Genomic DNA, 26,828 nt, shown 5'->3' with positions numbered 1-26,828 from the left:
GCATGACCCAAGCGCGCCTTGCGCGCCTCAGGGCCGCGTTGGAGGAGAAGGGCCTGGACGCCGTCCTGATCGCCAAACCCCACAACCGGGCCTATCTCAGCGGCTTCACGGGGAGCGCCGGCCTGCTGCTGATCTCCGGCGACAGGGCAGCGCTGATCACGGACTTCCGCTACGTCGAGCAGGCCGCGGCCCAGGCGCCGGACTTCGAGGTCGTAAGGGTGCAGAGCACGAACCAGGCCGCGCTCGCCCGGCTCGTGGACGAGTGGGGGCTGAAGCGGCTCGGGTTCGAGGGCGACTTCCTGACGGTGGACGAGCACCAGGATTACCAGCAGGCCGTCGCCGGGTGCCAGTGGACCTCGGTTTCGGGGCTCGTGGAAGAGCTGCGCATGATCAAGGACGAGAGCGAGATCGAGCGCATGCGCAAGGCCGCGGCGATCGCCGACGAGGCCTTCGCCCAGATCCTGCCGCTCATCAGGCCGGGGGTGCTGGAACGGGACCTGGCGACCGAACTGGAGTACCGCATGAAGAAGCTGGGCGCGGAGGGCGTGGCGTTTGAGACCATCGTCGCCTCGGGCGTCCGCTCGTCCCTGCCCCACGGCACGGCCAGCGACAAGCCGCTGGAGACCGGCGACCTGGTCACCTTCGACTTCGGCGCCGTTTACCAGGGATACTGCTCCGACATGACGCGCACCGTCATGGTGGGGGAACCTACAGATAAGCAGCGCGAGATCTACGGCATCGTGCTGGAGGCGCAGAAGCGGGGCGTGGCGGCCTGCCGCCCGGGCATCACGGGCAAGGAGCTGGACGAGGTCTGCCGCGCGTACATCGCCGAGAAGGGGTACGGTGACTATTTCGGCCACGGCACGGGGCACGGCGTCGGCCGGTTCATCCACGAGGGCCCGCGGATCAACCAGCGGGGCGGCGACGTGGTGCTGCAGCCCGGTATGGTGGTCACGGTGGAGCCGGGCATCTACCTGCCCGGCTGGGGAGGCGTCCGGATCGAGGACATGCTGCTGGTCACCGATTCGGGGGCTGAGTCCTTCACCCATTCGCCGAAGGAGCTCCTCATTCTCTGAGGTCCAGTGTGTATTCGCCCCCGGGGCGTAAAAATTCTGGCGCTTAGCGTTGAGCGGAGGGAACTGCACAGTGATTTCGGTTAACGATCTTCGGAACGGCATGACCATCGAGCTGGACGGCACCGTGTACCAGGTCATCGAGTTCCTGCATGTGAAGCCCGGCAAGGGTGCGGCGTTCGTGCGGACGAAGCTGAAGAACGTCCTCACCGGGACCACCATCGAGACCACCTTCCGCGCCGGCGAGAAGGTGGCCCAGGCCAACGTGGACCGCCGGGAGTACCAGTTCCTGTATGCGGACCAGGGCGTGTGGGTCTTCATGAACACCGAGACCTATGAGCAGGTGGAGCTGACCCGGGAGCAGATCGGCGACGCGCCCAACTTCCTGCTGGAGAACATGATGGTCCAGATCGCCTACTGGAACGGCCAGGTCATCGGCGTCGACCTGCCCAACACGGTGGAGCTGAAGGTGGTCGAGACCGAGCCCGGGTTCAAGGGCGACACGGCGACGGGCACCTACAAGCCGGCCAAGCTGGAGACCGGCTACGTGGTGCAGGTGCCGCTGTTCATCAACACCGGCGATGTCATCAAGGTCGACACCCGTACGGGCGAGTATCTGTCGAGGGCCTAAAGAGGGTGAGGTCTGCGCGGGGTGCGCGTGCGCGCACCCCGATTTGTTTTCCGGTCAACCCGGGCAGACTATCGCGCGGGACTGCCCGAGGAAGGAGGAGTTCTGTCATGCAAGACCTTCGTTCCCGCGTCGCTTATCTGCAGGGCCTCGCCGAGGGGCTCGACATCGACGTCGACAGCGCCCACGGCCGTGTGCTGGCCGGCGTGATCGATGTGCTCGGCGACATCGCGGAGGAGATCGAGGAACTCACCGAGTTCCAGGGCGACCTGGCCGAGTACGTGGAGGACATGGACGACGACCTGTCGTCGGTGGAGGACGAGGTGTACACGGACAGCGAGATCGTCTTCATTCCCGACGACGGCGAATCGGAAGGCGTGACCGTCGTGACCTGTGCTGAGTGCGGCCAGCCGGTCGGGGCCGCAGCCGGCCGGGTGGGGGAGGCCGAACTGGAGGTCACCTGCCCGGTCTGCGGGTGCAGGATGGAGGCCCACGAGGCGCGGGAATAGCGCACAGGCAGGCCGCGCGGGGCTGTCCCGCGAGCGAGACGCTCGCCGGGGCGGCCCCGCTTTATTGCCCGCGCGGTGGACACATAACGGGGGACAGGCCGGCATAGCATCTCTCAGCAGGGAGGGGGACGAGCGATGCTGCCGGAGGGATTCGAGCGTGAAATCCTGACCTGCGTGTCTCCCCGCCTGGGTGAGCTGCTCCGCCGGTCCGTCCCGGCCCTGCCGGGTCCGCTGGAGGAGATCCGCATCCGCCAGGACCGGCCGCTGCAGCTGATCTTCCCCGGCGGCGACGCCTTCGTGGCCCCGGACGGCCGGCTGACCGCGGACCCCGGGGAGGCGTTCCGGCCCGACGGCGAGGACCTGCAGCGTTCTTTCCAGCTCATGGCCCAGGGATCGGTCTACGCCTGGGAGGAGGAGGTGCGGGGCGGCTTTCTGACCCTGGAAGGGGGCCACCGCGTCGGGCTCTGCGGCCGGGCCGTGACGGAGGCCGGCCGCATCCGCACGCTGAAGCAGGTGGCCAGCCTCAATATCCGCATCGCCCGGGAGGTGCCGGGCGCCGCAGACGGCCTGCTGCCGCACCTGGTGCGCGGCGGCCGCTTCCTCTCCACCCTGCTCATCTCCCCGCCCCAGGCGGGCAAGACCACCCTGCTCAGGGACCTGGTCCGCCAGCTCTCCGCGGGCGTGCCCCGGCTGGGGCTCCGGGGCCTGAAGGTCGCCCTGGTCGACGAGCGCTCGGAGGTGGCCGGCTGCGTGCGCGGGGTGCCCCAGCGGGACGTGGGGCCCCGGACCGACGTGCTGGACGGGTGCCCGAAGGCAGAAGGGCTGATGCTGATGATCCGGGCGCTCTCGCCGCAGGTGGTCGCGGCGGACGAGATCGGCCGTCCGGAGGACGCGGCCGCGGTGATGGAGGCCCTGCACGCGGGGGTGGCGGTGCTGGCCACCGCCCACGGGTCCGGGCTGGCCGACGTGCGCAGGCGGCCCGCCCTGGCAGAGCTGCTGAAAGCCGGTGCCTTTGAGCGGGCGGTGCTCCTCAGCCGCAGGCGCGGGCCCGGCACCGTGGAGGCCGTCCTGGATCCCGCCCGGGAGGTGGTGGCATGACGCTGAAGCTGGTCGGCGCCGCGCTCACGGTGCTGGCGCCCTCGTGGATCGGCTTTCAGATCGCGGCCCGCTACGGGCGCCGTCCGGCGGAGCTGCGGGCCTTCCAGAACGGGCTCTCCGTGCTGGTGACCGAGGTGGAGTACGGGGCCACACCGATGCCGGCGGCCCTGCGCAGCGCCGCCCGGGCGGCCGGGCCGGTGGCCGGGGCGATCCTCGCCGACGGGGCCCGGCGCCTGGAGGCGGGGGGCGGCATCACGCCCGGCGAGGCCCTGGCCGCGGCCCTGGAGGCGCACCGGGAGGGCACCTGCCTCACGCCGGCGGACGAGGAGATCCTGGCCGCGCTGTTTCCGGTGCTGGGGGCCTCGGACCGGCAGGACCAGGTGCGCCACCTGCGGCTCGCCCTCGACCGGCTGGCCGCCGCCGAGGCCGGGGCGGCGGAGGAGCGGCGCCGCTACGAGCGGATGTACCGCTACGTGGGGGTGCTCACGGGCCTGGCCCTGGTGCTGATACTCATCTAGTTGGAGGGTGAGCCTGGTGGACGTGCAGCTCCTGTTCCGCATCGCCGGGGTCGGCATCATCGTGGCGGTGATGGCCACCGTGCTGAAGCAGGCCGGCAAGGACGAGCAGGGCCAGATGGTGACGCTGGTGGGCGTGCTCGTGGTCCTCATGATGGTGGTCACGCTGCTGGGCAAGTTCTTCAACCTGGTGAAGGCCACGTTCGGCATGTACTGACGGCCCGGCGGGGAGGCCGCGGGCGGCGCGGGGGGAAACGCCTGTGGAGATCGTGCAGATCGTCGGACTCGGCCTGCTGGCGGGCATGCTGATCAGCCTGCTCAGGCAGCACAGACCGGAGCTGGCCATGCAGCTTTCGATCGCGGCAGGCGTGATGCTCTTCGTGCTCATGATGGCCAAGGTGCTCCGGGTGGTGGAGGTCATCCAGTCGCTCGCCTCCCGGGCGGACCTGGAGCAGGCCCATATCGACACGGTGCTCAAGATCATCGGCATCGCGTACATCGCCGACTTCGGGGCGCAGGTGCTCGCCGACGCCGGGGAGAAGGCCGTGGCCACCAAGGTGGAGATGGCGGGCAAGATTCTCATCATGCTCCTGGCGGTGCCGATCCTCCTCGGGGTGCTGGACGCGATCCTGAATCTGCTGGGCTAGGGGTGCGGAGTGTGAAGCACGCGCGGTGGTGGTGGGTGGTCCTGCTCCTGCTCTGGGTGGCGGGTCCGGCGCCCCCGGCTGCGGCCGCCGGTGCGGCGCCCGCGGCGGGCCAGGGGCTGGCGGATCCGCAGGGGCTGCTGTGGGAACAGGCCGCCGCCCTGGAGACCGGCGCCATCGAGCGCTTCCTGGAAGAGGTGAACCGGACCTGGGAGGGCTACGGGCCCCAGATCAGCCTGAGCGACTTCCTGCGGCTCTACAGCGGGGACGAGCCCCCGTCGCTTTCGGTCGGCGCCATCCTCCGGGGGCTGCTCCGCTACCTGGTCCGGGAGGTGCTGGCCAACGCGGACCTGCTGCTGAAGCTGGTGGTGCTGGCCGTCGCCGCGGCCATCCTCGGGCAGATGCAGGAGGCCTTCAACGCGGACGCGGCGGGCAAGGCGGCCTACTGGGTCATCTACCTGGTGCTGGTGGGGCTGGCGCTCACGGGCTTCGGCCTGGCCGTGGCGACGGCCAGGCAGGTGATGGAGAGCCTAAACGCCTTCATGCTCGCGATGCTGCCGACCCTGCTGACCGTCCTGATCGCCCTGGGCGGCGCCGCCACGGCCGCCATCTTCCAGCCGCTCATGGTCACCCTGCTGAACCTCACCAGCAGCATCATGGTCACGGTGGTCTTCCCCCTGGCCTTCCTGGCGGCGGTGCTGGACATCGTCTCGGGGCTGCACGAGAAGTACCGGCTCTCGAACCTGGCGGACCTGCTGCGGCAGGGCGCCACCGTGACACTGGGGCTCACCGGTACGGTCTTCCTGGGCACCGTGGCTGCGAAAGGGGCTGCAGGCGCCGTGGCCGACGGCCTCTCCGTGAAGGCGGCGAAGTTCGTCACCGGGTCTTTCGTCCCCGTCATCGGCAAGACCCTGGCGGACGCCACCGACCTGATCGTGGGCTCCTCGCTGCTGCTGAAGAACGCGCTGGGCATGCTCGGGGCCACGGCCATCTTCTTCATCGTCGCCTTCCCGCTGCTGAAGATCCTGAGCATCTCCTGGGTCTACCAGGTGGCCGGCGCCCTGGTGCAGCCGGCGGGGGCGGGCGAGATCGCCCGCATGCTGACGACGATGGCCCGGTCGCTGCACATGCTGTTCGCCGCCGTGGGCATGGTGGCGCTGATGTTCTTCATCTCCATCGTGGTGATCGTGGGTTCTGCCAACGTGGCGGTGATGGTGAGGTGAGGCCGTGGCCGCGCTGACCGCGTGGGTGCGGGGCCTGGTGCTCCTGGTGGTGCTGGCCTCGCTGCTGGAGATGCTCCTGCCCATGGGCGGCATGAAGCGCTTCGTGCGGCTGACCATGGGGCTGCTGATCATGCTGGGCATCGTGCGGCCGGTCGTCGCCCTCCTGGGCGGGCAGATCGACGTGGATCCGGGCGCCTGGGTCCAGCCGGCGGCGGCGCTGCCCAGCGTGGACGAGATCATGCAGGAGGCGGAGCGCTTCCAGGCGCGCTCCCGGGCGATGCTGCTGGAGGAGGTGGAGGAGCGGATCCGGCGTGCCGCGGAGGACGCGGCCCGGTCCGTGGAGGGCGTGGCCGGGGCGACCGCCGCAGTGGCGCTCGCCGGGGGGCCGCAGCTGGAGGCGGTGCAGGTGGAGCAGGTGACCGTCACCCTCCTGCTCGGGTCCCGGTTCGGCCAGGTGCGCCCGGTGGCGCCGGTCCGGATCGGCGGGGAGGAGCAGGCCGCGGGGAACGGTTCCGGCCCGCGCCTCCGGCCGCCGACGCCGGCGGAGCTGCCGCTGGCGGAGGCGGTGCGGCGGCAGGTGGCCGAGCAGCTGGGCATCGCGGATGTGGGGCAGGTAACCGTGTGGATCGAGAGCGCCGAAGCGCCGGGGAGGTAGTGGCATGGGAGAGCAGAAGACGCCGGGGAAGGGCCCCGGCGGGCCGCTGGGCTGGCTGGGGATGGGGCTGACGAAGGAGCAGGCGAAGCTGGTGCCGCTGATCGCGGTGCTCCTCTTCATCGGCATTCTCATGCTCCAGTCGGGGGAGTTGTTCGGGGTGGACTCGGGGAGTTCGCCGGCCGACCCGGCCCCGGGCGCTTCGCTGGTGGGACCGGTGCAGGAGGAGGATGAGCTGACCCGGCTGGAGCGGCAGAAGGCCGCGGAGCTGGAGAGCATGCTGAGCCAGATCGAGGGCGCGGGGCGGGTGCGGGTCATGGTGACCCTGGCCGCCGGCCCGTCGATCCAGGTGGTCAAGAACACGACGGTCGACCAGTCGACCACGACGGAGGAGGCGGCCGACAGCTCGACGCGCCGGACCGAGTCGATCAACACCCGGGAGGACCATGTGTTCACCCGGAGCGGCTCGGCGGAGCAGCCGGTGATCGCCCAGACCAGCGCTCCCGAGATCGCGGGGGTGCTGATCGTGGCCGAGGGCGCGCGGGACGTGCGCATCCGGGCACGCCTCCTGGACGCCGCGATGGTCGCGCTGAACATCCCCGCCAATCGCATTCAGGTGGTGCCGGCAGATGGGAGGTAGCGCTGTGTTTGTGGTCAAGCGGGGTTCGGACCTGATCAGGTTCGCGGTCTTCCTGCTGGTGGTCGCGTCGCTGGTCTGGTATGTGGTGAGCCGGTTCGGGGAGTGGCGCTCGGCGGACGCCCGCAGCGGCCCGCCGATGCTGGCGGACGGCCCGGGACCCGTCCTGGGGCCGGAGCGTGACGACGCCGCGGCGGAGGCGATGCTCCCTGCGGAGGCGCCGGCCCTGGCGGAGGCCGCCGACGGGGCGGACTACTTCGCCGAGTACCGCATCGAACGGGAGCGGACCCGGGGCGCGCTGGGGGACCGGCTGCGGGAGGTGATGGCTTCGGAGGGCGCCTCGCCGGAGGTGCGCCAGGAGGCGGCGGCGCAGTACCTGGAGCTGGGCCGGCGGGCGGCCCTGGAGAGCCAGGCCGAGTCGCTGGTCAGGGCCCGGGGCTTCCGGGACGTCATCGTGCACCTGGCCGAGGGATCGGCGCAGGTGGTGGTGAAGACCGAGAGCCTTTCGCAGCAGCAGGTGGCCCAGATCATCGACACGGTGAGCCGCATCACCGGCGTGCGGGCGACGGCGATCACCGTCATGGCGCGGGCCGACTGACGCGGCAGCGGCGCGGCGAACCGTTGGCCGCGGGACGGGTCATGTTCTAGAATAAGTGCGTATGAACAGGGGCACCGCCGCCGTGCGGCCGGTGCGCCCGCTGTGTGCAGGAGGAACCGTATGCGCACTTCGTTCTTGCAGCAGCTGCTGGAGTGGCTCCGTGGGGAGCCGTGGGTGCTCGCGGTCTGGGTCGACAGCCGCCTGACCGCCCCGGGCTCCGGTGACGTGGATGAGGTGGCCCTCCACCTGGCGGTGGAGGGACCCTTCGCGCAGGCGGCCGGCGCCTGGGCGGCTTCGCTGCCGGATCTGGCGTACACCGGCCCCGAGCCCCACGGGTGGACCCTGATCACGGCCGACGGCGTGGAGTGGCGCCTCTGCCTCCACGGCGCGGGGGACGATGTGGGCGCCAGCCACCTGCAGCCGGTGTTCGACCGCCGGGCGCCTTCGCCCCCGGCCGGGCCCGCGGCGCGGGAAGGGGACCGCGTTTCCGCCCCGGCCCAGCCAGACCTGGCGGCGATGGCGGGCGGCTTCTGGCGCGACCTGTACCGGGCCGGCCGGGCCATCCGGGCCGAACGCCCGCTGACCGCGCACCACTGGCTGTTTGCCTGCGGCGGCCACCTGGTCGACCTGTACCGCGCGGCCCTCGCGCCGGACTCCGGCGGGCGGGGATGGATCGGCGCCGACGAGGTCCCCGGGCTGCTGAGGGCCCTGGAGCCGGTGCGCGAGGCCCTCAGCGCGCCGGTGGAGTGCCGGGCCCAGCGGCGGGCCGCACACCGGCTGGCCGAGACCTTCGAGGGGCTGGTGCTCCCGCTCTGCCGGCGGGTCGGCGCGGCCTACCCGATGGCCCTGCGCACCCTGGCCTTCCGGAGCCTGGAGCCGCCGGGTCAGTCGGCGGATGCTTCGGGACCGGGCAGCGGGACCGGCTCGGGGAGCGGGACGAAGGTGTAGCCCGCCTCCCGGAGGGCGCGGATCAGCGCGGGCAGGACGTCGAGGGTCTGCCTGCGCTCGTGGATCAGGATGATGGCCCCCGGCCGCACCTGGGCCATCACGTTGGCGACGATCTGGTCGGGCGCCTCGGCCAGGGCCCAGTCCCGCGAGTCCACGTTCCACAGCACGGTGGCCAGCCCGTGCCGGGCTGCGGTGTCGCGGATCTGCCGGTTGTGCTCGCCGTACGGCGGGCGGAAGAAGCGGACGGGGGCCCCCGCGGCGTCCTCCAGGGCCGCCTTCGAGTGGACGATCTGCGCCGCCGCCTCCTCGGGCGGGAGCTGGGGGAGCCGGGGATGGGAGACGGTGTGGGTGCCGAGCTGGTGCCCCTGCCCGATCACCTCGGCCGCCAGGGGGAGCTGCCGGCTGCCGGTGACCCAGAAGAACACGGCGGGCACGTCCTCGGCGGCGAGCACCTCCAGAAACTGCCCGGTGAGGCCGCTGGGGCCGTCGTCGATGGTGAGCACGACCTGCCGCGCCTCGGTGGGCAGCCGGTAGACGGGATCGGGGGAAACGCTGCCGGCGTGCGGTTCGGCGCCGTGCCCGGGCGGTTCCCCGGGCGGCGCAGGCGCCGCCTCCGGCGCGTCGGCAGGCACGTCCGGGGCCGGCGAAGGGACGGGCGGCCCGCCCGCCGCCGGCGGCTGGACAGGCGGTCCGGTCGCTGCCGCCGCGGGGCTGTCCGGAATCGGCTGCACGGCCCCGGCCCGGGCCAGCAGCGTGATGATCAGCAGCGCCTTCGCCAAGTGGGAGAGGAACGCACCCATGCGCTTCCACCTTCCGCCGCCTTCCTTATTCACGAAATATAACGAAAAGGCAGTCGGAAAGGTTGCGCAAGGACAGGCGCCGGACATGTCGGTGACAGCCCCTGGCAATCTGTGCTACTATGAGCATGGCGGGCGACCAGCCGTTCCCGTGGCTGTATGCCGATGGCAGCGGACTGGTATACTACATAATGTGCGGCGGAGGCGAGGTGCGGATGACCCTGGAGGATAAGCCGAACAAGGAAGGCGAACCGCAGGTCGAGTCCTCGATACGCATCGCGGATGACGTCGTGGGCGTCATCGCCGGAATCGCCGCGCTCGAAGTGGACGGGGTCGCCGGCATGAGCGGCGGCTTCGCCGCCGAGGTCGGCGAGCGCATGACCGGAAAGAAGAACCCCTCGAAAGGGGTGAAGGTCCAGCTCGGGGAAAAGGAAGTGGCGATCGACCTCTACATCGTGGTGGAGTTCGGCGTGCGCATCCCCGAGGTGGCGCAGAAGGTCCAGCAGGCCGTGAAGCGGGCCGTGGAGTCGATGACCGGGTTGGAGTGCGTCGAGATCAACATCCACGTCCAGGGCGTGTCGTTCAAGGAGCCCGAGGACGACTATCGCGTGCGGTAAGGGGTGCTGCCCGTGGGGATCATCGACCGCGTTGTGCTCTCGATCTATACGTTCTCGTTGGCAATCATCTCGGGCCTGATGATTCTGGTGGCTATCGCCCCTGAGTGGCTCCAGGTGCACGTCTGGCTGCAGGAGCTGCTCCTGACCGGCCGCGGCCGCGTGATTCTGGGGTTGGTCGGCGGTGCGTTCTTCGTGGTCTCCGTCCGGCTGATCGTCTTTGCGTTCTCCCGTCAGGGGGGCGGCCGGCCGGTGGTTTACGAGTCGTCCATGGGCGAGGTGCACGTCTCTCTGGGCGCCGTGGAGTCGCTGGTGAAGAAGACGGCCCGCTCGGTCAAGGGCGTCCGCGACATGAAGGCGGTCATCACCCACGGCGAGGACGGCCTGCACGCCCACCTGATCGGAACCGTCTCGCCCGAGGTCTCCATCCCCGAAGTTTCCGAGGAGATCCAGTCCACCGTGCGGCAGTACGTTCGGCGCGTGGTCGGCGTGGAGATGGCCGAGGTGCGCATCGACATCGAGAACATCGCCACCGACGGCCGCACGCGCCGGCTGGATTGATTGGGGGGCCATTCAGTGAAGTGGGAATGGCTCAAGGAGGTCGCGGCGGAGCACCGGTACAAGATCATCGGCGGGGCGGGCGGCTTCCTCTTCGCCCTGCTGGTGGTCTGGTTCGGCTGGTGGGCCCTGTTTATTCTGTTTTGCACCGGGATAGGTTACTGGATAGGCAAGCGCATGGACGAGGGGCCGGAGTCGCTGGTGCAGATCTTCGAGCGTCTGCTGCCGCCGGGCCGGCGGTGACGATGCAGGAGGAGACGGGAGTTGAGCAGGAGAAAGGCAAGAGAACTGGCCCTTCAGGCGCTGTTTCAGATGGATATCGCCGGGACCGACCCGGAGACGGCGGCGGACCAGGCGCTCACCCGGGAGGTGGAGCCCGACTGGGTCCCGGGTCGGCTGCCGGAGGAGTCTGCGGCATTCGCCCGCCAGCTGATCCAGGGCGCGTGGCGGCACCGGGAGGAGAGCGACGCGCTGATCGCCCGCTGGGCCCGCGGCTGGTCGGTGGAGCGGATGGCGGCGGTGGACCGGGCGATTCTCCGGATGGCGGTATATGAGATCGTGCATCGCGATGACGTGCCCGACAGCGTGGCCGTTGACGAGGCGGTGGAGCTGGCCAAGGCCTTCTCCACGGCGGATTCGTCGCGCTTTGTCAACGGGATTCTGGGCTCCGTCATCCGCGGTTTGAAGGGTGCTGCCAGTGCAGACGAGACTGTTTCTCGGGATTGACACCAGCTACTACACGTGTTCGGTGGCGCTGGTGGATGAGGCCGGGCGGCTGCTGGAGGATCAGCGCCGCCTTTTGCCCGTTGCGGAAGGCCAGCGGGGGGTTGCCCCCCACGAGGCCGTGTGGGCGCACCTGAACGCCCTGCCCGAACTGGCCGGGCCGCTGCTCCGGGAGCACGGGCGCGCCGTGGCGGCGGTGGCCGCTTCCGTGAAGCCCCGGCCCGTCGAGGGGTCGTACCTGCCCCCCTTCCGGGTGGGAGAGGGGTTCGGCCGGACGCTGGCCGCGGCGCTGGGGGTGCCGTTCTACGCCACGACGCACCAGGAGATGCACATCCAGGCGGGCCTCTGGTCGTCGGCCGACCCGCCCCGGGGCGAGCAGTTTCTGGCGGTGCACCTCTCGGGCGGCACGACCGAGCTGATCCGGGTGACCCGGCGGCCGGGCGGGTTCGATGAGGAGCTGCTCGGCGGCACCCAGGACCTGCACGCGGGGCAGTTCGTCGACCGGGTCGGCGTCGCGCTGGGGCTTCCTTTCCCCGCCGGGCCGCACCTGGAGCGGCTGGCGGCGGAGGGCGAGCCCGACCGGGTGCGGCTGCCGTCCGCGGTCCGGGGCTACACCCTCTCCTTCTCCGGCCCGGAGACCGCGGCCCAGCGGCTGGTGGGCCGCGCGGCGCCGGCGGACCTGGCCCTGGCTGTCCTGCACACGGTGGCCAAGAGCGTGGAGAAGTGGCTGCTGCACGCCATGGAGCAGACGGGACTCCGGGAGGTGCTCATCGTCGGCGGCGTGGCGGCCAACCAGATCGTGCGGGGCCGCCTGCGCAGGCGGCTGGAGCACCCCGCCGTGGGCGCGCGCCTGGCCTTTGCCGAGCCCCGGTTCAGCACCGACAACGCGGTGGGCACTGCCCTGCTGGCGCGGGCGTGCCACGGCGTGAGGGCATAGAGGCACACACCAAACGGGAAACGGAGGCGATCACGTGACCGCAGGGATCATCGACGGCAAGCGGATTGCGGCCCAGGTGCGGGAGGAGGTGGCCCGGGAGGTCGCCGCCCTGAAGGCGGAGGGGCTCACGCCCGGCCTGGCGGTGGTGCTGGTGGGCGACGATCCGGCCAGCCAGGTCTACACCGCCAACAAGGAGCGGACCGCCCGGGAGCTGGGCATGCACTCGGTGCTCCACCGGCTGCCCGCTACCAGCACCCAGGAGGAAGTGGCCGATCTGGTCATGCAGCTGAACCGGGATCCGAACATCCACGGCATTCTGGTGCAGTCGCCGCTGCCCAAGGGACTCGACATGGACGCGGTCATCCGGCTCATCGATCCGCGGAAGGACGTGGACGGCTTCCATCCGGAGAACGTGGGCCGGCTCTGGACGGGGCAGGACGGGCTGGTGCCCTGCACCCCGGCGGGGGTCATGCGGCTGCTGGACGCCTACGGCGTGGACCCGAAGGGGAAGCACGCGGTCGTGGTCGGCCGTTCCAACATCGTCGGCAAGCCGATGGCCGCCCTGCTGCTGGCGCGGCACGCGACCGTCACCATCTGCCACTCCCGCACGCCGGACCTGGCGGAGACCTGCCGCCGCGCCGACATCCTGGTGGCGGCCGTGGGCAAGCTGCAGATGATCACCGCGGCGTACATCAAGCCCGGCGCGGTCGTCATCGACGTGGGCATCAACCCCGTGCCGGGCTACAAGAAGCGCATCCGGGGCGACGTCGACTTCGACAGCGCTTCCGAGGTCGCCGGCCTCATCACGCCGGTGCCCGGCGGGGTGGGCCCGATGACCATCGCGATGCTGATGGCCAACACGGTGAAGGCCGCGCGGATGCAGACCGGCCGGTAACGGCCTGTGCCGCCGCAGCCCGACGTCCCGGCCGGGCGATCCAGATCCGCCTGCCGGGTGATCGAGGCGCCCCTTCCGGGCGCATGAGGAGGCGATGGGTTGGAATCCTTCGCGACGCCGCTCAGCGGGCGCCGGCTGCTCACGGTCAGGGAACTGACCCGCTACGTGAAGGGGCTGCTCGATGCGGATCCGCTTCTGCAGTCGGTCTGGGTGCAGGGGGAGATCTCCAACTTCAAGTGGCACCACTCGGGCCACATCTACTTCACCCTGAAGGACGAGGTCGCCCAGATCAAGGTGGTGATGTTCCGCTCCTATGCGAACCGGCTGCGCTTCCGGCCCGAGAACGGTATGCAGGTCATCGTCCAGGGGAACGTGACGGTCTTCGAGCGCGACGGCGTGTATCAGCTTTACGCCGCTGCCATGGAGCCGTACGGCCTGGGGGCGCTGCACCTGGAGTTCGAGCAGCTGAAGCGCAGGCTGGCCGCGGAGGGGCTGTTCGACGAGGCGCGGAAGCGCCCGCTGCCCCGGCTGCCCCGCGCGGTCGGGCTGGTGACCGCGCCCACCGGGGCGGCGATCCGGGACATGATCACGGTCTCCCGCCGGCGCTTTCCCGGCATCCGGCTGGTGCTGGCGCCGGCCCTGGTGCAGGGGCCGGGCGCGGCGGAGAGCCTCATCCGGGCGCTCGGCCTGGTGGCCCGGGTCCCCGAGGTCGACGTGGTCATCATCGGCCGGGGCGGCGGCTCGCTGGAGGACCTGTGGGCGTTCAACGACGAGGGGCTTGCCCGGGCGATCCGGGCGTGCCCCGTGCCCGTGGTCTCGGCGGTGGGCCACGAAACCGACTACACCATCGCCGATTTCGCGGCCGACCTGCGGGCGCCCACGCCTTCCGCCGCGGCGGAGATCGTGGTTCCGTCCCGCTCTGAGCTGCAGGGTCTGGTGGACGGGCTGCGGATCCGCCTGGCGACGGCGGCCCGTCGTGCGGTGGAGCGGCGGCGCATCCGGCTGCGGGCGCTGGCCGAGCGGCCGGTGCTGCAGCGCCCCGAAGGCCGGCTCCTGCAGGACCGGCAGCGGCTGGATAACCTCGCACGGCGGCTCGAATACCTGGGCGGAAACCTGCTGGCCGCCCGGCGGCGGGAGCTGGCCGGCCTGGCCGGCCGGCTGGAGGCCCTCTCGCCGCTGGCGGTGCTGGCGCGGGGCTACGCGATCGCCCGCACCGAGGACGGCCGCGTGGTGAAGGAGGCGGCCGGGCTCCAGGCAGGCGACCGGCTGGATGTGCTCCTCTACAGAGGATCTGTGCGGTGCCAGGTGGAAGAGATACACCCTGAGGCGGGGGAGGCGGCGAAATGACGCGGGAGCTCACTTTCGAGCAGGCCATTCAGCGGCTGGAAGAGGTCGTGAAGGAGCTGGAGAGCGGGGACCTGCCGCTGGAGCGCGGGCTCGAGCTCTTCCAGGAAGGGGTCGCCCTCACGCGCCACTGCACGGCTCTTCTGGATCGGGCGGAGGCCCGGATCGAGCAGCTGCTGGAGCGCGACGGCGAGGTCGAGGCCCTTCCTTTTGAGCCGGAATGATGTAGGGGGACGAAAGGTTGAAGCGCGAGTTTCAGCAGTACATGGCCACGAGGCGGGAGCAGGTGGAGGCGGCGCTGGACCGGTACACCGCCCGGCTCGACGCCCCGCCCCGGCTGGTGGAGGCCATGCGTTACAGCCTGCTGGCCGGCGGCAAGCGGCTCAGGCCCATCCTGGTCATCGCCGCGTCCGAACTGTTCGGGTTGGAGGCGGCGGACGTGATGCCGGGCGCCTGTGCCCTGGAGATGATCCACACCTATTCCCTGATCCACGACGACCTGCCCTGCATGGACGACGACGACCTGCGCCGGGGCAGGCCCACCTGCCACAAGGTCTACGGCGAGGCCATGGCTGTGCTCGCGGGAGATGCGCTGCTGACGCACGCCTTCGCCCTGATGGCCGAACAGGGCGATGTCGCGCGCGTGGGGCCGGCGCGGGCGATGCGGGCCACAGGCGAACTCGCCCGGGCCGCCGGGGCGGCGGGCATGGTCGGCGGGCAGGTGGAGGACCTGGAGTGGGAGGGCCGCCAGGCGGATGAGGCGCAGCTGCGGCGGATCCACTCCCTGAAGACCGGCGCGCTGTTCCGGGCCGCCGTGCGCATGGGCGGCATCCTCGCCGGCGCCGGCGAGGCCGAGCTGGAACGGCTGGGGCGCTACGCGGGGCACTTCGGCCTCGCGTTCCAGATCTGGGACGACGTGCTGGACGTCGCCGGCGACGCCGCCCTCACCGGCAAGGGCGTGGGACGCGACGCGAGGCTGGACAAGTCGACCTACGTCTCCCTGCACGGCCTGGAGGGCGCGCGCCAGCGCGCCTACCGCGCGGTGCGAGAGGCGCTCAGCGAACTGGAGCCGTTCGGCCAGGCAGGCTGGGTGCTGCGGGCGCTGGCAGAATCTGTGGTTGACCGTGTCGCCTGACGGGTGCTATGATTCTTATCTGCAGAAGGGCGTTCACTCACGTTATGGGTGGCGCAGTATCCTAGTCAGTACTACCTTTTCCGAAGGCGGGCCTAAAAATCCGCAAAGGGCACATCGATGACGTCCCTGGTGCTGGCCGCCGATGCCCAATCGGGGGCTGGTGCTGGGGATTCAGCCAACCGGACCGCAGCGGTCCGGCGCTGCCGGAATGAGGGCGACCCGCAATGGCATGCGGGCCCCGTCCCTCTTTCCGTGGAGGCCTGCACAGGCGGCGGTCGCGCCAACAGGAGCGATGCGGCTGCGGTGCAGTGAACACCTGCATGCGGTACCGAAACATGGCGAGGTGCTGTGTGTAGCGTAGCCTGCCTTGAGTGGGCGTGGCGGATGCGGCAGTGGGCCTGCGGGCCCGAAACCCCCCGTCGGACGCCGGCCAGCAGATGGCGGGGGCGATGGCCGCTGAAACCACGCCTGCAAAAGAGGCTAGGAAAAGGTGTGTTGTCGAAGAAAATTCCTAGGCTGTTCGCAAGAGGTCTGGCAAGGATTGTAGTGCGGTCTAAGTGGCAATCCAGCCCTGCCGGTGGTGACACGGCAGCTTGGCCATAAAGGGAAACCGCCGTGGCGGCGACGCTGCGGAGGCCATGGGGAAAGCCTGCTGGACCTAAGCCGCAAGATTTACTTGCCAGGCTGCCACCCATAATCTTCTGTATACGAAAGGGCGGGTACCCCATTGGGGATCCGCCTTTTTCCCGCGCGCACGCTGGCGTTGTGGCCCAATAGGTGGTATGGTAGTATCGGAATAACCACGTGGTTTGGGGATCCGGCGCGGCCCCTCAGGGTGCGCCACCCATAGTTTGTACTTCAGGAGCGTCTGTCAAACATGGCGAAAGAGCCTCCTCCATCACCTGGATGGCGACGCGCTGTCCGGGTCGGCGTACTCTCTTTTCTACTGGCCGTCGTCGTCAACTGGGGTTCAAACCTGGCGCTGCACCGGGTCCATGCCATCATCGCCTTTCTGGTGGTCCTGCTGCTGATCGTCGTCAACATCGTCTTTGACATTTTGGGCACCAGCGTGACCGCCGCGGAGCTTCCGCCGTTCAACGCCATGGCGTCGAAGAAGGTGCCGGGTGCGCGGCAGGCGCTCTGGCTGGTGCGGAACGCGGACGCGGTGGCCAATTTCTGCAACGACGTGGTCGGCGACGTGGCCGGCGCCGTGACGGGCGCCGCGGGCGCGACGGTGGCGCTGCGGCTCTCCCTGGTGATGCAGGGCCAGAGCTGGACGGAGCAGGTTCTGAACCTGGTGATCGTCGGCGTGATTTCGGGCCTCACGGTGGGCGGCAAGGCGGCGGGGAAGACGTTTGCCATCGAGAAGGCCACGACGGCCGTCATGGCGGCGGGGCGGATGATCTACTGGGTAGAGCAGATCACGGGCCGCTCCTTCACGGCCGGCCGGTCCGTGAGCAACGGGCGAAGGAGGAACTCGTAGCGATGCACCTGCGGGACCTTACGGGTCCGGAGCAGCTGAAACGGCTGACTCCCGCAGAACTGGCCGAGCTGGCGGCCGAGATTCGGCGCGTCATTCTGGAGACCGTGGCAGCCAACGGCGGTCATCTCGCCCCCAACCTGGGTGTCGTCGAGCTGACCCTGGCGTTGCACATCGTATTCGACAGCCCGCGCGACAAGATTCTGTGGGATGTATCGCACCAGAGCTACGTGCACAAGCTGCTCACCGGCCGCCTGCACCAGTTCCATACCCTGCGCCAGTACGGCGGCATCGCCGGCTTCACCGACCCGCGCGAGTCGGTGCACGACCACTTCCACTGGGGCCATGCCTCCACGTCGATCTCCGCGGCGGTGGGGCTGGCCAAGGCGCGCGATCTCGCCGGGGAAAACTACGAGGTGGTCGCGGTCATCGGCGACGGGGCGCTCACCGGCGGCATGGCCTTCGAGGCGCTGGACCACGCGGGCCACGACAAGACCAAGCTGATCGTCGTGCTCAACGACAACTCGATGTCCATCGCCCCCAACGTCGGCGGCATCTCCAACTACCTGGCGCGCATCCGCACGGGCCCTTCGTACCAGCGGGTCAAGCACGACGTGGCCGAGGCGCTGCGCCAGATCCCCCTCATCGGTCCGCAGGCGCTGGAGCTGGTCGACCGGCTGAAGGAGGGCGTGAAACACCTGCTGGTGCACAACATGTTCTTCGAGGACCTGGGCTTCACGTATCTGGGGCCGGTGGACGGGCACAACCTCACGGCGCTGGTGGACGTGATGCGCCAGGCGCGGGCCTACCCGGGTCCGACGGTGGTGCACGTGGTGACCACCAAGGGCAAGGGCGTGCCGTACGCGGAGGAGCTGCCGGACAAGTTCCACGGCGGCGGCCCGTTCGACGTGGCCACGGGGCGGACCGGCCCGGGCGCGGTCACGTACAGCGAGGTGTTCGGGCGAACGGTCTGCAAGCTGGCGCAGGCGGACGACCGCGTCTGCGCGATCACCGCGGCGATGCCGGATGGCACCGGGCTCAGCGGGTTCGCCCGGCAGTTCCCCAACCGCTACTTCGACGTGGGCATCGCGGAACAGCACGCCGTGACCTTCGCCGCCGGCCTCGCCAAGGGCGGCATGCGGCCGGTCTTCGCCGTCTACTCCACCTTCCTGCAGCGGGCCTACGACCAGGTGATCCACGACGTCGCGCTGCAGAAGCTGCCGGTGACGCTGGCCATCGACCGGGGCGGGCTGGTGGAGGACGGCGCGACGCACCAGGGCGTCTTCGACGTCGCCTATCTGCGGGCGATCCCCAACATGCTGGTGATGGCGCCCAAGGACGAGAACGAGCTGCAGCACATGCTCTACACCGCGCTCTGCCACGACGGCCCCGCAGCGCTGCGCTACCCCCGGGGGAAGGCGCAGGGGGTGCCGCTGGACGACACCTTCCGGGCGCTGCCCATCGGCCGGGGCGAGGTGCTGCGGGAGGGCACGGACGTGGTCCTGGTCGGCCTCGGCACCATGGCGCCGGTCTGCCTGGAGGCGGCGCGGCTCCTGGCCGGGAAGTCGATCTCGGCGATGGTGATCAACCCCCGGTTCGTCAAGCCGCTGGACGCCGAACTGCTGCTCACGGCCGGCCGGCAGGTGGGCGCCGTGGTCACGGTGGAGGAAGCCTGCCTGGCGGGCGGCTTCGGCTCCGCCGTCCTGGAGCTCTACGCGGAGCACGGGGTGGACGCCCGCGTCACCCGCATGGGCATCCCGGACGAATTTGTCGACCACGGCAAGCCGGCCTACCACCTGGACCGGTACGGCCTCACGCCCGAGGGCGTGGCGCGCCGTGCGGAGCAACTGCTGCTGCAGATGCGCTCAGACCTGGCGGCCCAGCCGGCCCGGCGCAGGCGGGCCGTGCGCCGGCTGAGCGAGGTCAAGGCCGCGGGCAACGAGGAGTCCTGAGGAGCGGTCATATGGCAGGAGAACGGCTCGACGTGGCCCTGGTGACCCGGGGCCACTTTGCTTCCCGGGAACGGGCGCAGGAGGCCGTCGCCGCCGGCATGGTCCGGGTGAACGGCCAGGTGATCACGAAACCGGCCCGCAGGGTGGGCCCGGACGACCGGATCGAGGTGGCCGGCGACCCCATCGGCTACGTGGGGCGGGGCGGGCTGAAGCTTCAGGGCGCTCTGGACCGCTTCGGCATCGACCCGGCCGGGCGGGTCTGCCTGGACGTGGGCGCCTCCACCGGCGGCTTCACCGACTGCCTGCTGCGGCGGGGAGCCCGGCGCGTCTACGCCGTGGACGTGGGCCGGGACCAGCTGCACCCGAGCCTGCGGGCGGACAGCCGGATGGTCGCGATGGAGGAGACCGACATCCGCGCGGTGGAAGCGCTGCCGGAGCCGGTGGCCCTGGCGGCGGTGGACGTCTCGTTCATCTCGCTGACGCTGGTGCTCCCCGCGGTGGTCCGGCTTCTCGCGCCGGACGGCCAGATCGTCGCCCTGATCAAGCCGCAGTTCGAGGTGGGGCCGGGGGGCGTCGGCAAGGGCGGCATCGTGCGGGACCCGGCGCAGCACCGGCGTGCGGTGGACCGGGTGCTGGCGGCGGCGGAGGCGCTGGGCCTGGCCTGCCGGCAGGTGATCGAATCGCCCATTCTCGGCACGGAGGGCAACCGGGAGTTCCTCGCGTGGCTGGTGCGGCCTGCGGATTTGGGTCCGACGGGAGGAACGGCGGCGCCGGACCGGGAATGATGAGGGTGGGGAGGTGCATGGTTTGGAGGTCGAATGCGCACACTGCGGCAATACGAAGCTGGCGCAGATTCCCGGGCAGTGGACGCCGCTGGCCCTGAATGAGAAGAACCAGCCTTATCCGGGACCTGCGGTGCCGGTGGTCATGCTGGGCTGTCCGAAATGCGGCTACATCCAGATGTTCAGCCCGCAGGCGGTCAAGCCGAAGCCGTTTCCCGCGCGCCCCGAACAGCAGCAGACGCCCAATCAGGGTTCGCAGGCGCAGTAAGGTTGCAAGGTTGCGCGACGAGGCCCTCCCGGTCCATGCGGCCGGGAGGGCCTCTGCGCGGCCGCTAGATGCCGCCCGGAAACGGCGTGGTGGCCACCGTGGTGTTGGGGATGAACGAGTTGAACCCGGAGGCCTTCGTGGCCGGGAAACCCTTGCCGAACTTGCCGAACGGCTTGCCGTAGAAGGGCTTGCCGTAGAACGGCTTGCCGATGAACCCGTAAAACATCACGATCCCCCCGGGTCAGCCTATGCGGGACCGGCGCGGGCGGTTACGGCGCCTGGGGCGCGGAGGCGGTCAGCAGGGGGGCGGCGGCGGCCGCGGCCTGCAGCGGGTCGAAGTAGCCGATGCCGGGCAGGTACCCGCTGGGGCCCGTGACGGCGCTGGTGCCGGGGGCGGACTGGGCGAGCGGCACGGCTCCCGGTGCGGGCTGCGCCGGCACGACCAGGGCCGCCCGGATCGCGAAGGGGTTGGGAAAGCCCCAGGGCAGCGGGCAGGGCGGCGGCGTCGGCAGCGGATGCGGACCGCCGGGCAGGGCGGGCGGCGCCACCGCAGTCACCGGCACCGTGGCCACGCCGGGGACGGGCGTTCCCCGGCCGCCCTGGACGCCGGCGGCGCCGAGCAGGGCGGGGCCGGGCACGGGCAGGATCGGGGGCGGCCAGGGAAGGGGCGCCAGGGCAGGGCCCGGGACGGGGGCGGCCGCGGGCGCGGGGTATGTACGGGCGGTCGGCCTCCCGGGCTCCGGCAGCGGCGCGGCGGACGCAGGTGCGGGCTGGGCGTGCATGGGAAGCCTCCTTTCGGCGGCGTACACGGGTGGATGCCGTGCACCAGTCTACGCAGAGCCGCCCGCCGGTGCTACCGCGGGCCCCCGGGGGACCTGGCAGCGGCAAGAGGAAGGATGAGGAAGGAAGCGAATACTACTCAAAGATGTCTGCCCGCAGGGGAGGCCGTGCCTGCATGCGGAAAGTCGCGCTCGTCATCAACGTGGACAAGCCGATGGCCGTGACGACCGGTGAAAGGATCCTGCAGCGGTTCGAAGCCAGTGGCACTGCCGTGATGCTTCACCCCGCGGCGGCGCAGCGGCTGGGACGTCCCGACCTGGAGGTGCCCCAGGGGCCGCGCTGGGCCGAGGCGGAGATGACCATCGTTCTGGGCGGCGACGGCACCCTCATCCGGGCGGTGCAGCAGGTCGCGCCGTACGGCGTTCCGGTGCTGGGCATCAACACGGGCCACCTGGGATTCCTGACGGCTTTCGAGGGCGGCGATGCCCTGTCGGAGCTGGACCGGGTCCTGGCGGGGGATGTGCTCCTGGAGGAGCGGCTGATGCTGGAAGCGACGGTGCTGCGGGACGGGCAGCCGCTGTCGGTGATGCCCGCGCTGAACGACGCCGTCATCTCCAAGGGCCCGCGCGCCCGCATGGTCCACCTGGAGGTCGCGGTGGGCGAGACCCAGGTGGCCCGCTATCCCGCGGACGGCGTCATCGTCGCGACGCCCACCGGCTCCACCGCCTACTCGCTCTCGGCCGGCGGCCCCATCGTCGAGCCTACGGTGGACTGTCTCATGATCACGCCGATCTGCCCCCACACCATGAGCGCCCGCTCGATCGTGGTGGGGGCGGACGTCGCGGTTGCCATCCGCGTCGTGGCCAGCCCCGGCGAGGTGGGCCTTTCCGCCGACGGCTCGGACCCGTTTCCGCTGATCCCGGGCGACGTGGTGCGGGTCGTGCGAGCGCCCTACACGGCCCGTCTGGTCCGGCTTCCCGGCTACTGCTTCTACGATGTGCTCAGGCAGAAGCTCTCCGGCACGTAGCGGATGCATGCGTGTATATACAGGAAAAGCGGATGAATATGCAGGGATTGACGGGGCCCTCATCGAATTGGCAGGGAAATGGCCGCCGCTTCAGCGTCGGTGCGGTCCATCCCTAGGGCGAGGTGACACGTGTGAAGGCACGTCGACAGGCCAAGATTCTGGAACTGGTCAGGACGCGGGTGATTGAAACGCAGGAGGAGCTGGCGGCGGCGCTGGCCGCGGAGGGCATTCCGGTCACCCAGGCGACGATCTCACGGGATATCAAGGAACTGCAGCTGAACAAGGTCCCGACGCCGGACGGCCGCTACCGCTACGCGCTGCCCGAGGAACCGGGCGCGGGGGCGTGGGACAAGCGGCGCCGCATCTTCCGGGAGGCGGTGCTGACCATCGACCACAGCGGGAACCTGGTCGTCATCAAGTCGCTCCCCGGCACGGCGCAGGGCGTGGCCGCGGCCATCGACCACCTGGGCTGGCCGGAGATGATCGGCTCGGTGGCCGGTGACGACACCGTGATCGTCGTGGTGAAGCCGGCGGAGGCGGCCGCGGAGATCGAGGAGCGGCTGAGAGGCCTGATGCGCTGACGAGGAGGGGCGGCGAGTGCTGGTCGAAATCGCGATCGAACAGTTCGCCCTGATAGACCAGGTGCGCCTGCAGTTCACGGAAGGCATGAACGTGCTGACCGGCGAGACAGGCGCCGGCAAGTCGATTATCCTGGATGCGGTGCAGGCCGTGCTCGGCGGCCGCACATCGCCCGACGTGGTGCGGACCGGTGAGGAGAAGGCCGTCGTGGAGGCCGTCTTCGACCTGGCCGACGCCCCGGAGACGCTGGAGGTCCTGCAGCGGATGGGGGTGCCGGTGGACGAGGACGGCCTGCTGGTCGTGCGGAGGGAGATCGCCCGCAAGGGCCGCGGCCTCATCCGGATGAATGGGCGGACGGTCACCGCGGGCATGCTGCGGGAGGCGGCCCAGGGGCTGGTGGACCTGCACGGCCAGCACGAGCACCAGTCGCTGCTGCAGACCGAGAAGCACCTGGACCTCCTGGACCAGTACGGCGGGTCGCTGCTGCAGGACGCGGCGAAGCCGCTGGAGCTCCTGGACCGGTACGCCGGCCTCGACCTGGCGGAGATCCGGGCGCGGCTGGGCGAGGTCGTGGCGCAGATCCAGGCGGTGCAGGCGGAGCTCCGGGAGCTGCTCGGCGACGAGCGGGACCGCGCCCGGCGGGAGGATCTGCTGCGCTTCCAGGTGGAGGAGCTGAGGGCCGCACAGCTGCGGCCCGGCGAGGAGGAGGAGCTGGAGGCCGAGCACCGGCTGCTGGCCAACGCCGAGCGGCTGCAGCGGGTGGCCGGCCAGTCCTACGCCCTGCTCTACGACGGCCAGGGGGGCCAGGCCAGCGCCGTGGACCTGCTGGGGCAGGTGAAGGCCGAGCTCGAGGACGCGCTGCGGCTGGACCCCGGTCTGGCGGAGGCCCTGGAGATGGTGGCCTCGGCGCTGGTGCACGCCCAGGAGGCGAGCCACCTGCTGGCGGATTACCGGGAGCGGGTGGACCTGGATCCGGAGCGACTGGCGCGGGTGGAGGCGCGCCTGGACCAGATCCGGACCCTGAAGCGCAAGTACGGCGACACCGTCGAGGAGATGCTGGAGTACCTGGCGCAGACCGAGCAGGAGCTCTCGCGCCTGGAGCACAGCCAGGAGCTGATCGACGAGCTGAAGGCGCGGGAGGCCGCGCTGGGCCGGGAGGCCGAGTCGCTGGCCTCGGCGCTGAGCGAGGCGAGGCAGGCGGCAGCCGCCCGGCTGGGTGAGCAGGTGGCCGGGGAACTGGCTGACCTGGGCATGCCGGCCGCCCGGTTCGTGGTGGCGGTGGAGCGGCCGCCGGAGCCCAGCTACCGCGACGTCACGGCCCGCGGATGGGACCGGGTGGAGTTCCTCTTTTCGCCCAACCCCGGCGAGCCCGTGAAGCCGCTGGCGCGCATCGTCTCGGGCGGCGAGATGAGCCGCATCATGCTGGCGCTGAAGGCGATCCTCGCGCGCGTGGACAACATTCCGAGCCTCGTGTTCGACGAGGTCGACACCGGCATCTCCGGCCGGGCGGCGCAGGCGGTGGGCGAAAAGCTCGCGCGCATCGCCGCGGACCGGCAGGTGCTCTGCGTCACGCACCTGCCGCAGGTGGCCGCGATGGCGGACCGCCACTTTCACATCGAAAAGGAGACGGCGGAAGGCCGCACGACCACGCACTGCCGCGTGCTCAGCGATGAGGGCCGCGCGGAGGAGATCGCCCGCATGATCGGCGGCGCTGAGCTGACGGAGCACACCATGGCCGCGGCGCGGGACCTTCTGCGCGCGGCCGGGCAGTGGAAGGCGGCGCGCCGCGCGCAGGCGGCTTCGGTATGAGCCGGTGTTGCCGGTTTCCGGTCGGCAAGGTGACCGACGGCGATAACGGCAGGAAGCGGCGGCCGCAGCGCCGTCCGCATCCGATCACCGGAACCCGCTTCAGAAGCGAAGCGCGGGGCGCGACAGCGCGCAGCGTCGGCGCGGCCAGGTTGCATAATCGGGCGTTTACGCGGGTAACTTAATGTGCACAGAGGCGGCGAGGTCAACTACGCCGCCAGTTCTCTTAGAGAAGTGGGAGAAACATGGGAGAAGGGGTCCGCCCTGGGGAAGAGAAGCTTCAGGGAGGGACGCCCCGATGTCAACCCGGGAGAGGTGGCGGAGGGCCGCCGGCCTTCTGCTGGTCGTCCTGATCCTTTCCATCTGTGCGACCCCGGAGTTCCGAACCTTCGTCTCGCTGCCCGACCACCTGCGCCTTCCCCAGGGCCACGCCCACGAACTCTCGCTGGGCATCCCCTTCAGCACGGCCGTTCCCACGGCGGGCCAGGGGCTCGCGGTGGAGCGCGGCGAACCGCTTCAGCTGGCTGCTGAGCAGACGGGCCGGTACACGCTGGACGTGAAGCTGTTCGGGCTGATCCCCATCCGGCGGATGACGGTGGACGTCGTCCCGGAGATCCGGGTGGTGCCCGGCGGCCATTCCATCGGCGTGCGGCTGCAGAGCCACGGCGTGCAGGTGGTGGGCTTTGCGTCCATCCAGGATGAGGAGGGGCGCGTGCACCAGCCGGGACGGGCAGCCGGGCTCCAGGTGGGCGACACCATCGTCGCCATCGACGGCCGGCCGGTCCGGGGCGAGGACCACGCGGTCCACCTGTTTCAGGAGGCCGGGCGGCGGGGCCGTGAGATCAGCCTGACCATCCAGCGGGGCGACGAGCGGCTCGAGCGCACCGTGAAGCCGGTGAAAGAGAAGGACACCGGCCGCTGGCGGGTCGGGCTCTACATCCGCGACGGCGCCTCGGGCGTGGGAACGCTGACCTTCTACCATCCGCCCACCCGCAAGTTCGGCGCACTCGGCCACGTGATCGCCGAGGGCGAGAGCCGGCGCCCGTTTGCATTCGCCCAGGGACAGATCACCGCGGCCGACGTGGTGAAGATCCAGAAGGGAAAGCGGGCGGCGCCGGGAGAGAAGATCACCAGCCACCCGGAGGCCGGCGGGCGGCTGGGCACGATTGAGAAGAACACGCCGTTCGGCATCTTCGGGCGGCTGCACGTCCCGCTGAAGAACCCCCTCTACGAGGAGCCGCTGCCCGTGGCGATGGCCAGCCAGGTCAAGGAGGGGCCGGCGGAGATCCTCACCGTCGTCGACGGCCAGAAGATCGAGCGGTTTCAGGTCGAGATCGTGCGGCTGATCCGGCAGCCGACCGCCGAGGGGAAGAACATGATCGTCCAGGTCACCGATCCCCGCCTGCTGGAAGCGACCGGCGGCATCGTGCAGGGGATGTCGGGCAGTCCCATCATCCAGGACGGCCGGGTGGTCGGGGCTGTGACCCACGTCTTTGTGAACGACCCGACGCGCGGGTACGGCGTGCTCATCGAATGGATGCTGCAGGAAGCCGGCATCCTCCAGGCTGAGAAAGATGACGACGCCAGTCTCCGGGAGGTACACCCCTCCCGGAGCTTGCGCGCGGGAGGGGCGCGGGTGCGGCCCGGCGAAGAGGCCATTGTCCGCTGGTAACGGTTGTGTAACAACGATGTGTGTATAGTTATAAGATATCGGGCCTCCGCTTGTCGTTGTGGGGGCACTTCCCCGGGGAAGTCTGGCTAAGGGTTGGGGGTTGAATCAAAATGTCATCGGACAAAATTCGGATCCTGGTCTGCGACGACAACCGCGACTTCTGCGCGCTGCTGAACGAGTACTTTGCTCTGCAGCCGGACATGGAAGTGGTGGGCGTGGTGCACAACGGCCTGGACGCGCTGTCGGCCATTCAGGAGCGGCGGCCGGATGTGGTTCTGCTGGACATCATCATGCCGTACATGGACGGCATCGGGGTGCTGGAGCAGCTGGCCCGGCGGGAGCTGGAGCCCAGGCCCAGGATCCTGATGCTGTCGGCGTTCGGGCAGGAGGCCATCGTGCGCCGGCTGCTCGCGATGGGCGCGGACTACTACGTGGTCAAGCCGGTGGACCTGGACCTGCTGGCCGCGCGGGTGCGTCAGCTGGTCGCCGGCGATGCGGCCGCCCCGCGCGCGCTGCGGGCGCCGGCCGCCGCGCCGGCCCGCGGCCGCACCCTGGAGGAGGTGCACGAACTTCTGCAGGCGCTGGGGATTCCGCCGCACCTGAAGGGCTACCGGTACCTGGGGGATGCGATCCTGCTGGTGCTGGACCAGCCCGAACTGCTGGGCGCGGTGACCAAGGGGCTTTACCCGGCCGTCGCCCGCCACAACGGGACGACCGCCAGCCGGGTGGAGCGGGCCATCCGCCATGCCATCGGCATGGCCTGGGAGCGGGGGCTGGAACGGCTGCAGCAGCTGTTCCGGCACAGCGGAGGGCAGCGGCGCACGAAGCCCAGCAACTCCGAGTTCATCGCCGTGGTGGTGGACCGGCTGCGGGCGGGTTCCGTGGCCAGCTGAGTCCGCGCCGCTGTATGCAGGGAACTGCGTTCCTTCGGACGAAATGGTCTGCAGGAGACTG

33 protein-coding genes are annotated in these 26,828 nt (G+C 70.4%); 30 read left to right on the top strand and 3 right to left on the bottom strand.

Annotation, left to right across the window (positions count from 1 at the left end):
• Positions 1–2 precede the first annotated feature (2 nt).
• From ACZ5UM_RS14430 to ACZ5UM_RS14375, 12 genes are all read left to right on the top strand, one after another.
• Positions 3–1,076: a M24 family metallopeptidase gene (locus ACZ5UM_RS14430; protein ID WP_464844995.1), complete on the top strand. Its 1,074-nt coding sequence runs from the start codon at positions 3–5 to the stop codon at positions 1,074–1,076.
• Positions 1,077–1,146: 70 nt separating this feature from the next.
• Positions 1,147–1,704, top strand: coding sequence for an elongation factor P (gene efp / locus ACZ5UM_RS14425; RefSeq protein ID WP_464844994.1), 558 nt, complete (start codon positions 1,147–1,149; stop codon positions 1,702–1,704).
• A 107-nt stretch (positions 1,705–1,811) separates the two neighbouring features.
• Positions 1,812–2,210, top strand: coding sequence for a CD1247 N-terminal domain-containing protein (locus ACZ5UM_RS14420; RefSeq protein WP_464844993.1), 399 nt, complete (start codon positions 1,812–1,814; stop codon positions 2,208–2,210).
• Positions 2,211–2,345: 135 nt separating this feature from the next.
• The gene (spoIIIAA, locus tag ACZ5UM_RS14415) at positions 2,346–3,308 is read left to right on the top strand and encodes a stage III sporulation protein AA (RefSeq protein ID WP_464844992.1); all 963 of its coding nucleotides are present in this window, start codon (positions 2,346–2,348) and stop codon (positions 3,306–3,308) included.
• Complete coding sequence (gene spoIIIAB, locus ACZ5UM_RS14410) at positions 3,305–3,826, top strand: stage III sporulation protein SpoIIIAB (protein WP_464844991.1); 522 nt, start codon at positions 3,305–3,307, stop codon at positions 3,824–3,826. Before spoIIIAA ends, spoIIIAB begins: the two co-directional genes overlap by 4 nt.
• A gap of 16 nt (positions 3,827–3,842) precedes the next feature.
• Positions 3,843–4,040, top strand: a complete 198-nt coding sequence (gene spoIIIAC, locus ACZ5UM_RS14405) for a stage III sporulation protein AC (RefSeq protein WP_464844990.1) — start codon at positions 3,843–3,845, stop codon at positions 4,038–4,040.
• A gap of 43 nt (positions 4,041–4,083) precedes the next feature.
• The gene (gene spoIIIAD / locus ACZ5UM_RS14400) at positions 4,084–4,470 is read left to right on the top strand and encodes a stage III sporulation protein AD (protein WP_464844989.1); all 387 of its coding nucleotides are present in this window, start codon (positions 4,084–4,086) and stop codon (positions 4,468–4,470) included.
• Positions 4,471–4,481: 11 nt separating this feature from the next.
• Positions 4,482–5,690, top strand: a complete 1,209-nt coding sequence (spoIIIAE, locus tag ACZ5UM_RS14395) for a stage III sporulation protein AE (protein ID WP_464844988.1) — start codon at positions 4,482–4,484, stop codon at positions 5,688–5,690.
• Between the two features lie 4 nt (positions 5,691–5,694).
• Positions 5,695–6,345 (top strand): stage III sporulation protein AF, encoded by a 651-nt coding sequence (gene spoIIIAF, locus ACZ5UM_RS14390; protein ID WP_464844987.1) that lies wholly within the window; start codon positions 5,695–5,697, stop codon positions 6,343–6,345.
• A 4-nt stretch (positions 6,346–6,349) separates the two neighbouring features.
• Positions 6,350–6,982, top strand: a complete 633-nt coding sequence (gene spoIIIAG, locus ACZ5UM_RS14385; protein ID WP_464844986.1) for a stage III sporulation protein AG — start codon at positions 6,350–6,352, stop codon at positions 6,980–6,982.
• A gap of 4 nt (positions 6,983–6,986) precedes the next feature.
• Positions 6,987–7,577, top strand: a complete 591-nt coding sequence (locus tag ACZ5UM_RS14380; protein ID WP_464844985.1) for a SpoIIIAH-like family protein — start codon at positions 6,987–6,989, stop codon at positions 7,575–7,577.
• 120 nt (positions 7,578–7,697) lie between these two features.
• Positions 7,698–8,525: a hypothetical protein gene (locus ACZ5UM_RS14375; RefSeq protein WP_464844984.1), complete on the top strand. Its 828-nt coding sequence runs from the start codon at positions 7,698–7,700 to the stop codon at positions 8,523–8,525.
• On the opposite strand, the gene ACZ5UM_RS14370 is transcribed toward ACZ5UM_RS14375, so the two are convergent.
• The gene (locus tag ACZ5UM_RS14370; protein ID WP_464844983.1) at positions 8,462–9,325 is read right to left on the bottom strand and encodes a polysaccharide deacetylase family protein; all 864 of its coding nucleotides are present in this window, start codon (positions 9,323–9,325) and stop codon (positions 8,462–8,464) included. The genes ACZ5UM_RS14375 and ACZ5UM_RS14370 overlap by 64 nt on opposite strands.
• Positions 9,326–9,537: 212 nt before the next feature.
• Between ACZ5UM_RS14370 and ACZ5UM_RS14365 the strand changes: the two genes are divergently transcribed.
• The 13 genes from ACZ5UM_RS14365 (at position 9,538) to ACZ5UM_RS14305 (ending at position 20,010) form a co-directional block, all read left to right on the top strand.
• Positions 9,538–9,939: an Asp23/Gls24 family envelope stress response protein gene (locus ACZ5UM_RS14365; protein ID WP_464844982.1), complete on the top strand. Its 402-nt coding sequence runs from the start codon at positions 9,538–9,540 to the stop codon at positions 9,937–9,939.
• Positions 9,940–9,951: 12 nt separating this feature from the next.
• The gene (amaP, locus tag ACZ5UM_RS14360; RefSeq protein ID WP_464844981.1) at positions 9,952–10,497 is read left to right on the top strand and encodes an alkaline shock response membrane anchor protein AmaP; all 546 of its coding nucleotides are present in this window, start codon (positions 9,952–9,954) and stop codon (positions 10,495–10,497) included.
• 15 nt (positions 10,498–10,512) lie between these two features.
• Positions 10,513–10,737 carry a DUF2273 domain-containing protein gene (locus ACZ5UM_RS14355; protein ID WP_464844980.1) on the top strand — a complete coding sequence of 75 codons (225 nt, stop codon included), beginning with the start codon at positions 10,513–10,515 and terminating at the stop codon, positions 10,735–10,737.
• A gap of 21 nt (positions 10,738–10,758) precedes the next feature.
• Entirely contained in the window at positions 10,759–11,220 is a 462-nt protein-coding gene (nusB, locus tag ACZ5UM_RS14350) for a transcription antitermination factor NusB (RefSeq protein WP_464844979.1), read from the top strand.
• Positions 11,192–12,154 (top strand): tRNA (adenosine(37)-N6)-threonylcarbamoyltransferase complex transferase subunit TsaD, encoded by a 963-nt coding sequence (locus tag ACZ5UM_RS14345; RefSeq protein ID WP_464844978.1) that lies wholly within the window; start codon positions 11,192–11,194, stop codon positions 12,152–12,154. Before nusB ends, ACZ5UM_RS14345 begins: the two co-directional genes overlap by 29 nt.
• A gap of 34 nt (positions 12,155–12,188) precedes the next feature.
• A complete protein-coding gene (gene folD / locus ACZ5UM_RS14340) occupies positions 12,189–13,049 on the top strand; it encodes a bifunctional methylenetetrahydrofolate dehydrogenase/methenyltetrahydrofolate cyclohydrolase FolD (protein WP_464844977.1) in 861 nt (286 codons plus the stop codon).
• A 99-nt stretch (positions 13,050–13,148) separates the two neighbouring features.
• Complete coding sequence (gene xseA, locus ACZ5UM_RS14335) at positions 13,149–14,396, top strand: exodeoxyribonuclease VII large subunit (RefSeq protein WP_464844976.1); 1,248 nt, start codon at positions 13,149–13,151, stop codon at positions 14,394–14,396.
• Entirely contained in the window at positions 14,393–14,617 is a 225-nt protein-coding gene (xseB, locus tag ACZ5UM_RS14330) for an exodeoxyribonuclease VII small subunit (RefSeq protein WP_464844975.1), read from the top strand. Before xseA ends, xseB begins: the two co-directional genes overlap by 4 nt.
• 17 nt (positions 14,618–14,634) lie before the next feature.
• Positions 14,635–15,528 carry a polyprenyl synthetase family protein gene (locus tag ACZ5UM_RS14325; protein WP_464844974.1) on the top strand — a complete coding sequence of 298 codons (894 nt, stop codon included), beginning with the start codon at positions 14,635–14,637 and terminating at the stop codon, positions 15,526–15,528.
• 877 nt (positions 15,529–16,405) lie between these two features.
• Positions 16,406–17,011 (top strand): hypothetical protein, encoded by a 606-nt coding sequence (locus tag ACZ5UM_RS14320; RefSeq protein WP_464844973.1) that lies wholly within the window; start codon positions 16,406–16,408, stop codon positions 17,009–17,011.
• A gap of 2 nt (positions 17,012–17,013) precedes the next feature.
• Positions 17,014–18,960: a 1-deoxy-D-xylulose-5-phosphate synthase gene (gene dxs / locus ACZ5UM_RS14315; protein WP_464844972.1), complete on the top strand. Its 1,947-nt coding sequence runs from the start codon at positions 17,014–17,016 to the stop codon at positions 18,958–18,960.
• A gap of 11 nt (positions 18,961–18,971) precedes the next feature.
• On the top strand, positions 18,972–19,745 hold the full coding sequence (locus ACZ5UM_RS14310; protein WP_464844971.1) for a TlyA family RNA methyltransferase: 774 nt from the start codon (positions 18,972–18,974) through the stop codon (positions 19,743–19,745).
• A 22-nt stretch (positions 19,746–19,767) separates the two neighbouring features.
• Entirely contained in the window at positions 19,768–20,010 is a 243-nt protein-coding gene (locus ACZ5UM_RS14305) for a hypothetical protein (RefSeq protein WP_464844970.1), read from the top strand.
• 64 nt (positions 20,011–20,074) lie between these two features.
• Here the strand turns inward: ACZ5UM_RS14305 and ACZ5UM_RS14300 are convergent, their stop codons facing one another.
• Entirely contained in the window at positions 20,075–20,236 is a 162-nt protein-coding gene (locus ACZ5UM_RS14300) for a hypothetical protein (protein WP_464844969.1), read from the bottom strand.
• A 43-nt stretch (positions 20,237–20,279) separates the two neighbouring features.
• Positions 20,280–20,792 carry a hypothetical protein gene (locus tag ACZ5UM_RS14295; protein WP_464844968.1) on the bottom strand — a complete coding sequence of 171 codons (513 nt, stop codon included), beginning with the start codon at positions 20,790–20,792 and terminating at the stop codon, positions 20,280–20,282.
• 173 nt (positions 20,793–20,965) lie between these two features.
• Between ACZ5UM_RS14295 and ACZ5UM_RS14290 the strand changes: the two genes are divergently transcribed.
• The 5 genes from ACZ5UM_RS14290 (at position 20,966) to spo0A (ending at position 26,767) form a co-directional block, all read left to right on the top strand.
• Positions 20,966–21,817, top strand: coding sequence for an NAD(+)/NADH kinase (locus tag ACZ5UM_RS14290; protein ID WP_464844967.1), 852 nt, complete (start codon positions 20,966–20,968; stop codon positions 21,815–21,817).
• A 131-nt stretch (positions 21,818–21,948) separates the two neighbouring features.
• Positions 21,949–22,398, top strand: coding sequence for an arginine repressor (gene argR / locus ACZ5UM_RS14285; RefSeq protein ID WP_464844966.1), 450 nt, complete (start codon positions 21,949–21,951; stop codon positions 22,396–22,398).
• A 16-nt stretch (positions 22,399–22,414) separates the two neighbouring features.
• Positions 22,415–24,205, top strand: a complete 1,791-nt coding sequence (locus tag ACZ5UM_RS14280; protein ID WP_464844965.1) for a DNA repair protein RecN — start codon at positions 22,415–22,417, stop codon at positions 24,203–24,205.
• 295 nt (positions 24,206–24,500) lie between these two features.
• Positions 24,501–25,874, top strand: coding sequence for a SpoIVB peptidase (spoIVB, locus tag ACZ5UM_RS14275; RefSeq protein WP_464844964.1), 1,374 nt, complete (start codon positions 24,501–24,503; stop codon positions 25,872–25,874).
• A gap of 110 nt (positions 25,875–25,984) precedes the next feature.
• On the top strand, positions 25,985–26,767 hold the full coding sequence (spo0A, locus tag ACZ5UM_RS14270) for a sporulation transcription factor Spo0A (protein ID WP_464844963.1): 783 nt from the start codon (positions 25,985–25,987) through the stop codon (positions 26,765–26,767).
• The last annotated feature ends 61 nt before the right edge of the window (positions 26,768–26,828 follow it).

Source organism: Symbiobacterium ostreiconchae (assembly GCF_055396975.1).
The sequence above is the reverse complement of the archived record's forward strand: the minus strand, read 5'-3'. Positions and strand labels throughout refer to the sequence as shown.

Bases quoted from the DNA above. Each gene is read 5' to 3' on its own strand.
- ACZ5UM_RS14420 (WP_464844993.1), top strand. From the start codon at position 1,812: ATGCAAGACCTTCGTTCCCGCGTCGCTTATCTGCAGGGCCTCGCCGAG.
- ACZ5UM_RS14365 (WP_464844982.1), top strand. From the start codon at position 9,538: ATGACCCTGGAGGATAAGCCGAACAAGGAAGGCGAACCGCAGGTCGAG.
- ACZ5UM_RS14375 (WP_464844984.1), top strand. From the start codon at position 7,698: ATGCGCACTTCGTTCTTGCAGCAGCTGCTGGAGTGGCTCCGTGGGGAG.
- xseB (WP_464844975.1), top strand. From the start codon at position 14,393: ATGACGCGGGAGCTCACTTTCGAGCAGGCCATTCAGCGGCTGGAAGAG.
- spoIIIAB (WP_464844991.1), top strand. From the start codon at position 3,305: ATGACGCTGAAGCTGGTCGGCGCCGCGCTCACGGTGCTGGCGCCCTCG.
- ACZ5UM_RS14300 (WP_464844969.1), bottom strand. From the start codon at position 20,236: ATGTTTTACGGGTTCATCGGCAAGCCGTTCTACGGCAAGCCCTTCTAC.
- ACZ5UM_RS14290 (WP_464844967.1), top strand. From the start codon at position 20,966: ATGCGGAAAGTCGCGCTCGTCATCAACGTGGACAAGCCGATGGCCGTG.
- ACZ5UM_RS14295 (WP_464844968.1), bottom strand. From the start codon at position 20,792: ATGCACGCCCAGCCCGCACCTGCGTCCGCCGCGCCGCTGCCGGAGCCC.
- spo0A (WP_464844963.1), top strand. From the start codon at position 25,985: ATGTCATCGGACAAAATTCGGATCCTGGTCTGCGACGACAACCGCGAC.
- ACZ5UM_RS14430 (WP_464844995.1), top strand. From the start codon at position 3: ATGACCCAAGCGCGCCTTGCGCGCCTCAGGGCCGCGTTGGAGGAGAAG.
- spoIIIAG (WP_464844986.1), top strand. From the start codon at position 6,350: ATGGGAGAGCAGAAGACGCCGGGGAAGGGCCCCGGCGGGCCGCTGGGC.
- ACZ5UM_RS14320 (WP_464844973.1), top strand. From the start codon at position 16,406: ATGGCGAAAGAGCCTCCTCCATCACCTGGATGGCGACGCGCTGTCCGG.
- ACZ5UM_RS14370 (WP_464844983.1), bottom strand. From the start codon at position 9,325: ATGGGTGCGTTCCTCTCCCACTTGGCGAAGGCGCTGCTGATCATCACG.
- dxs (WP_464844972.1), top strand. From the start codon at position 17,014: ATGCACCTGCGGGACCTTACGGGTCCGGAGCAGCTGAAACGGCTGACT.
- ACZ5UM_RS14310 (WP_464844971.1), top strand. From the start codon at position 18,972: ATGGCAGGAGAACGGCTCGACGTGGCCCTGGTGACCCGGGGCCACTTT.
- spoIIIAA (WP_464844992.1), top strand. From the start codon at position 2,346: ATGCTGCCGGAGGGATTCGAGCGTGAAATCCTGACCTGCGTGTCTCCC.
- spoIVB (WP_464844964.1), top strand. From the start codon at position 24,501: ATGTCAACCCGGGAGAGGTGGCGGAGGGCCGCCGGCCTTCTGCTGGTC.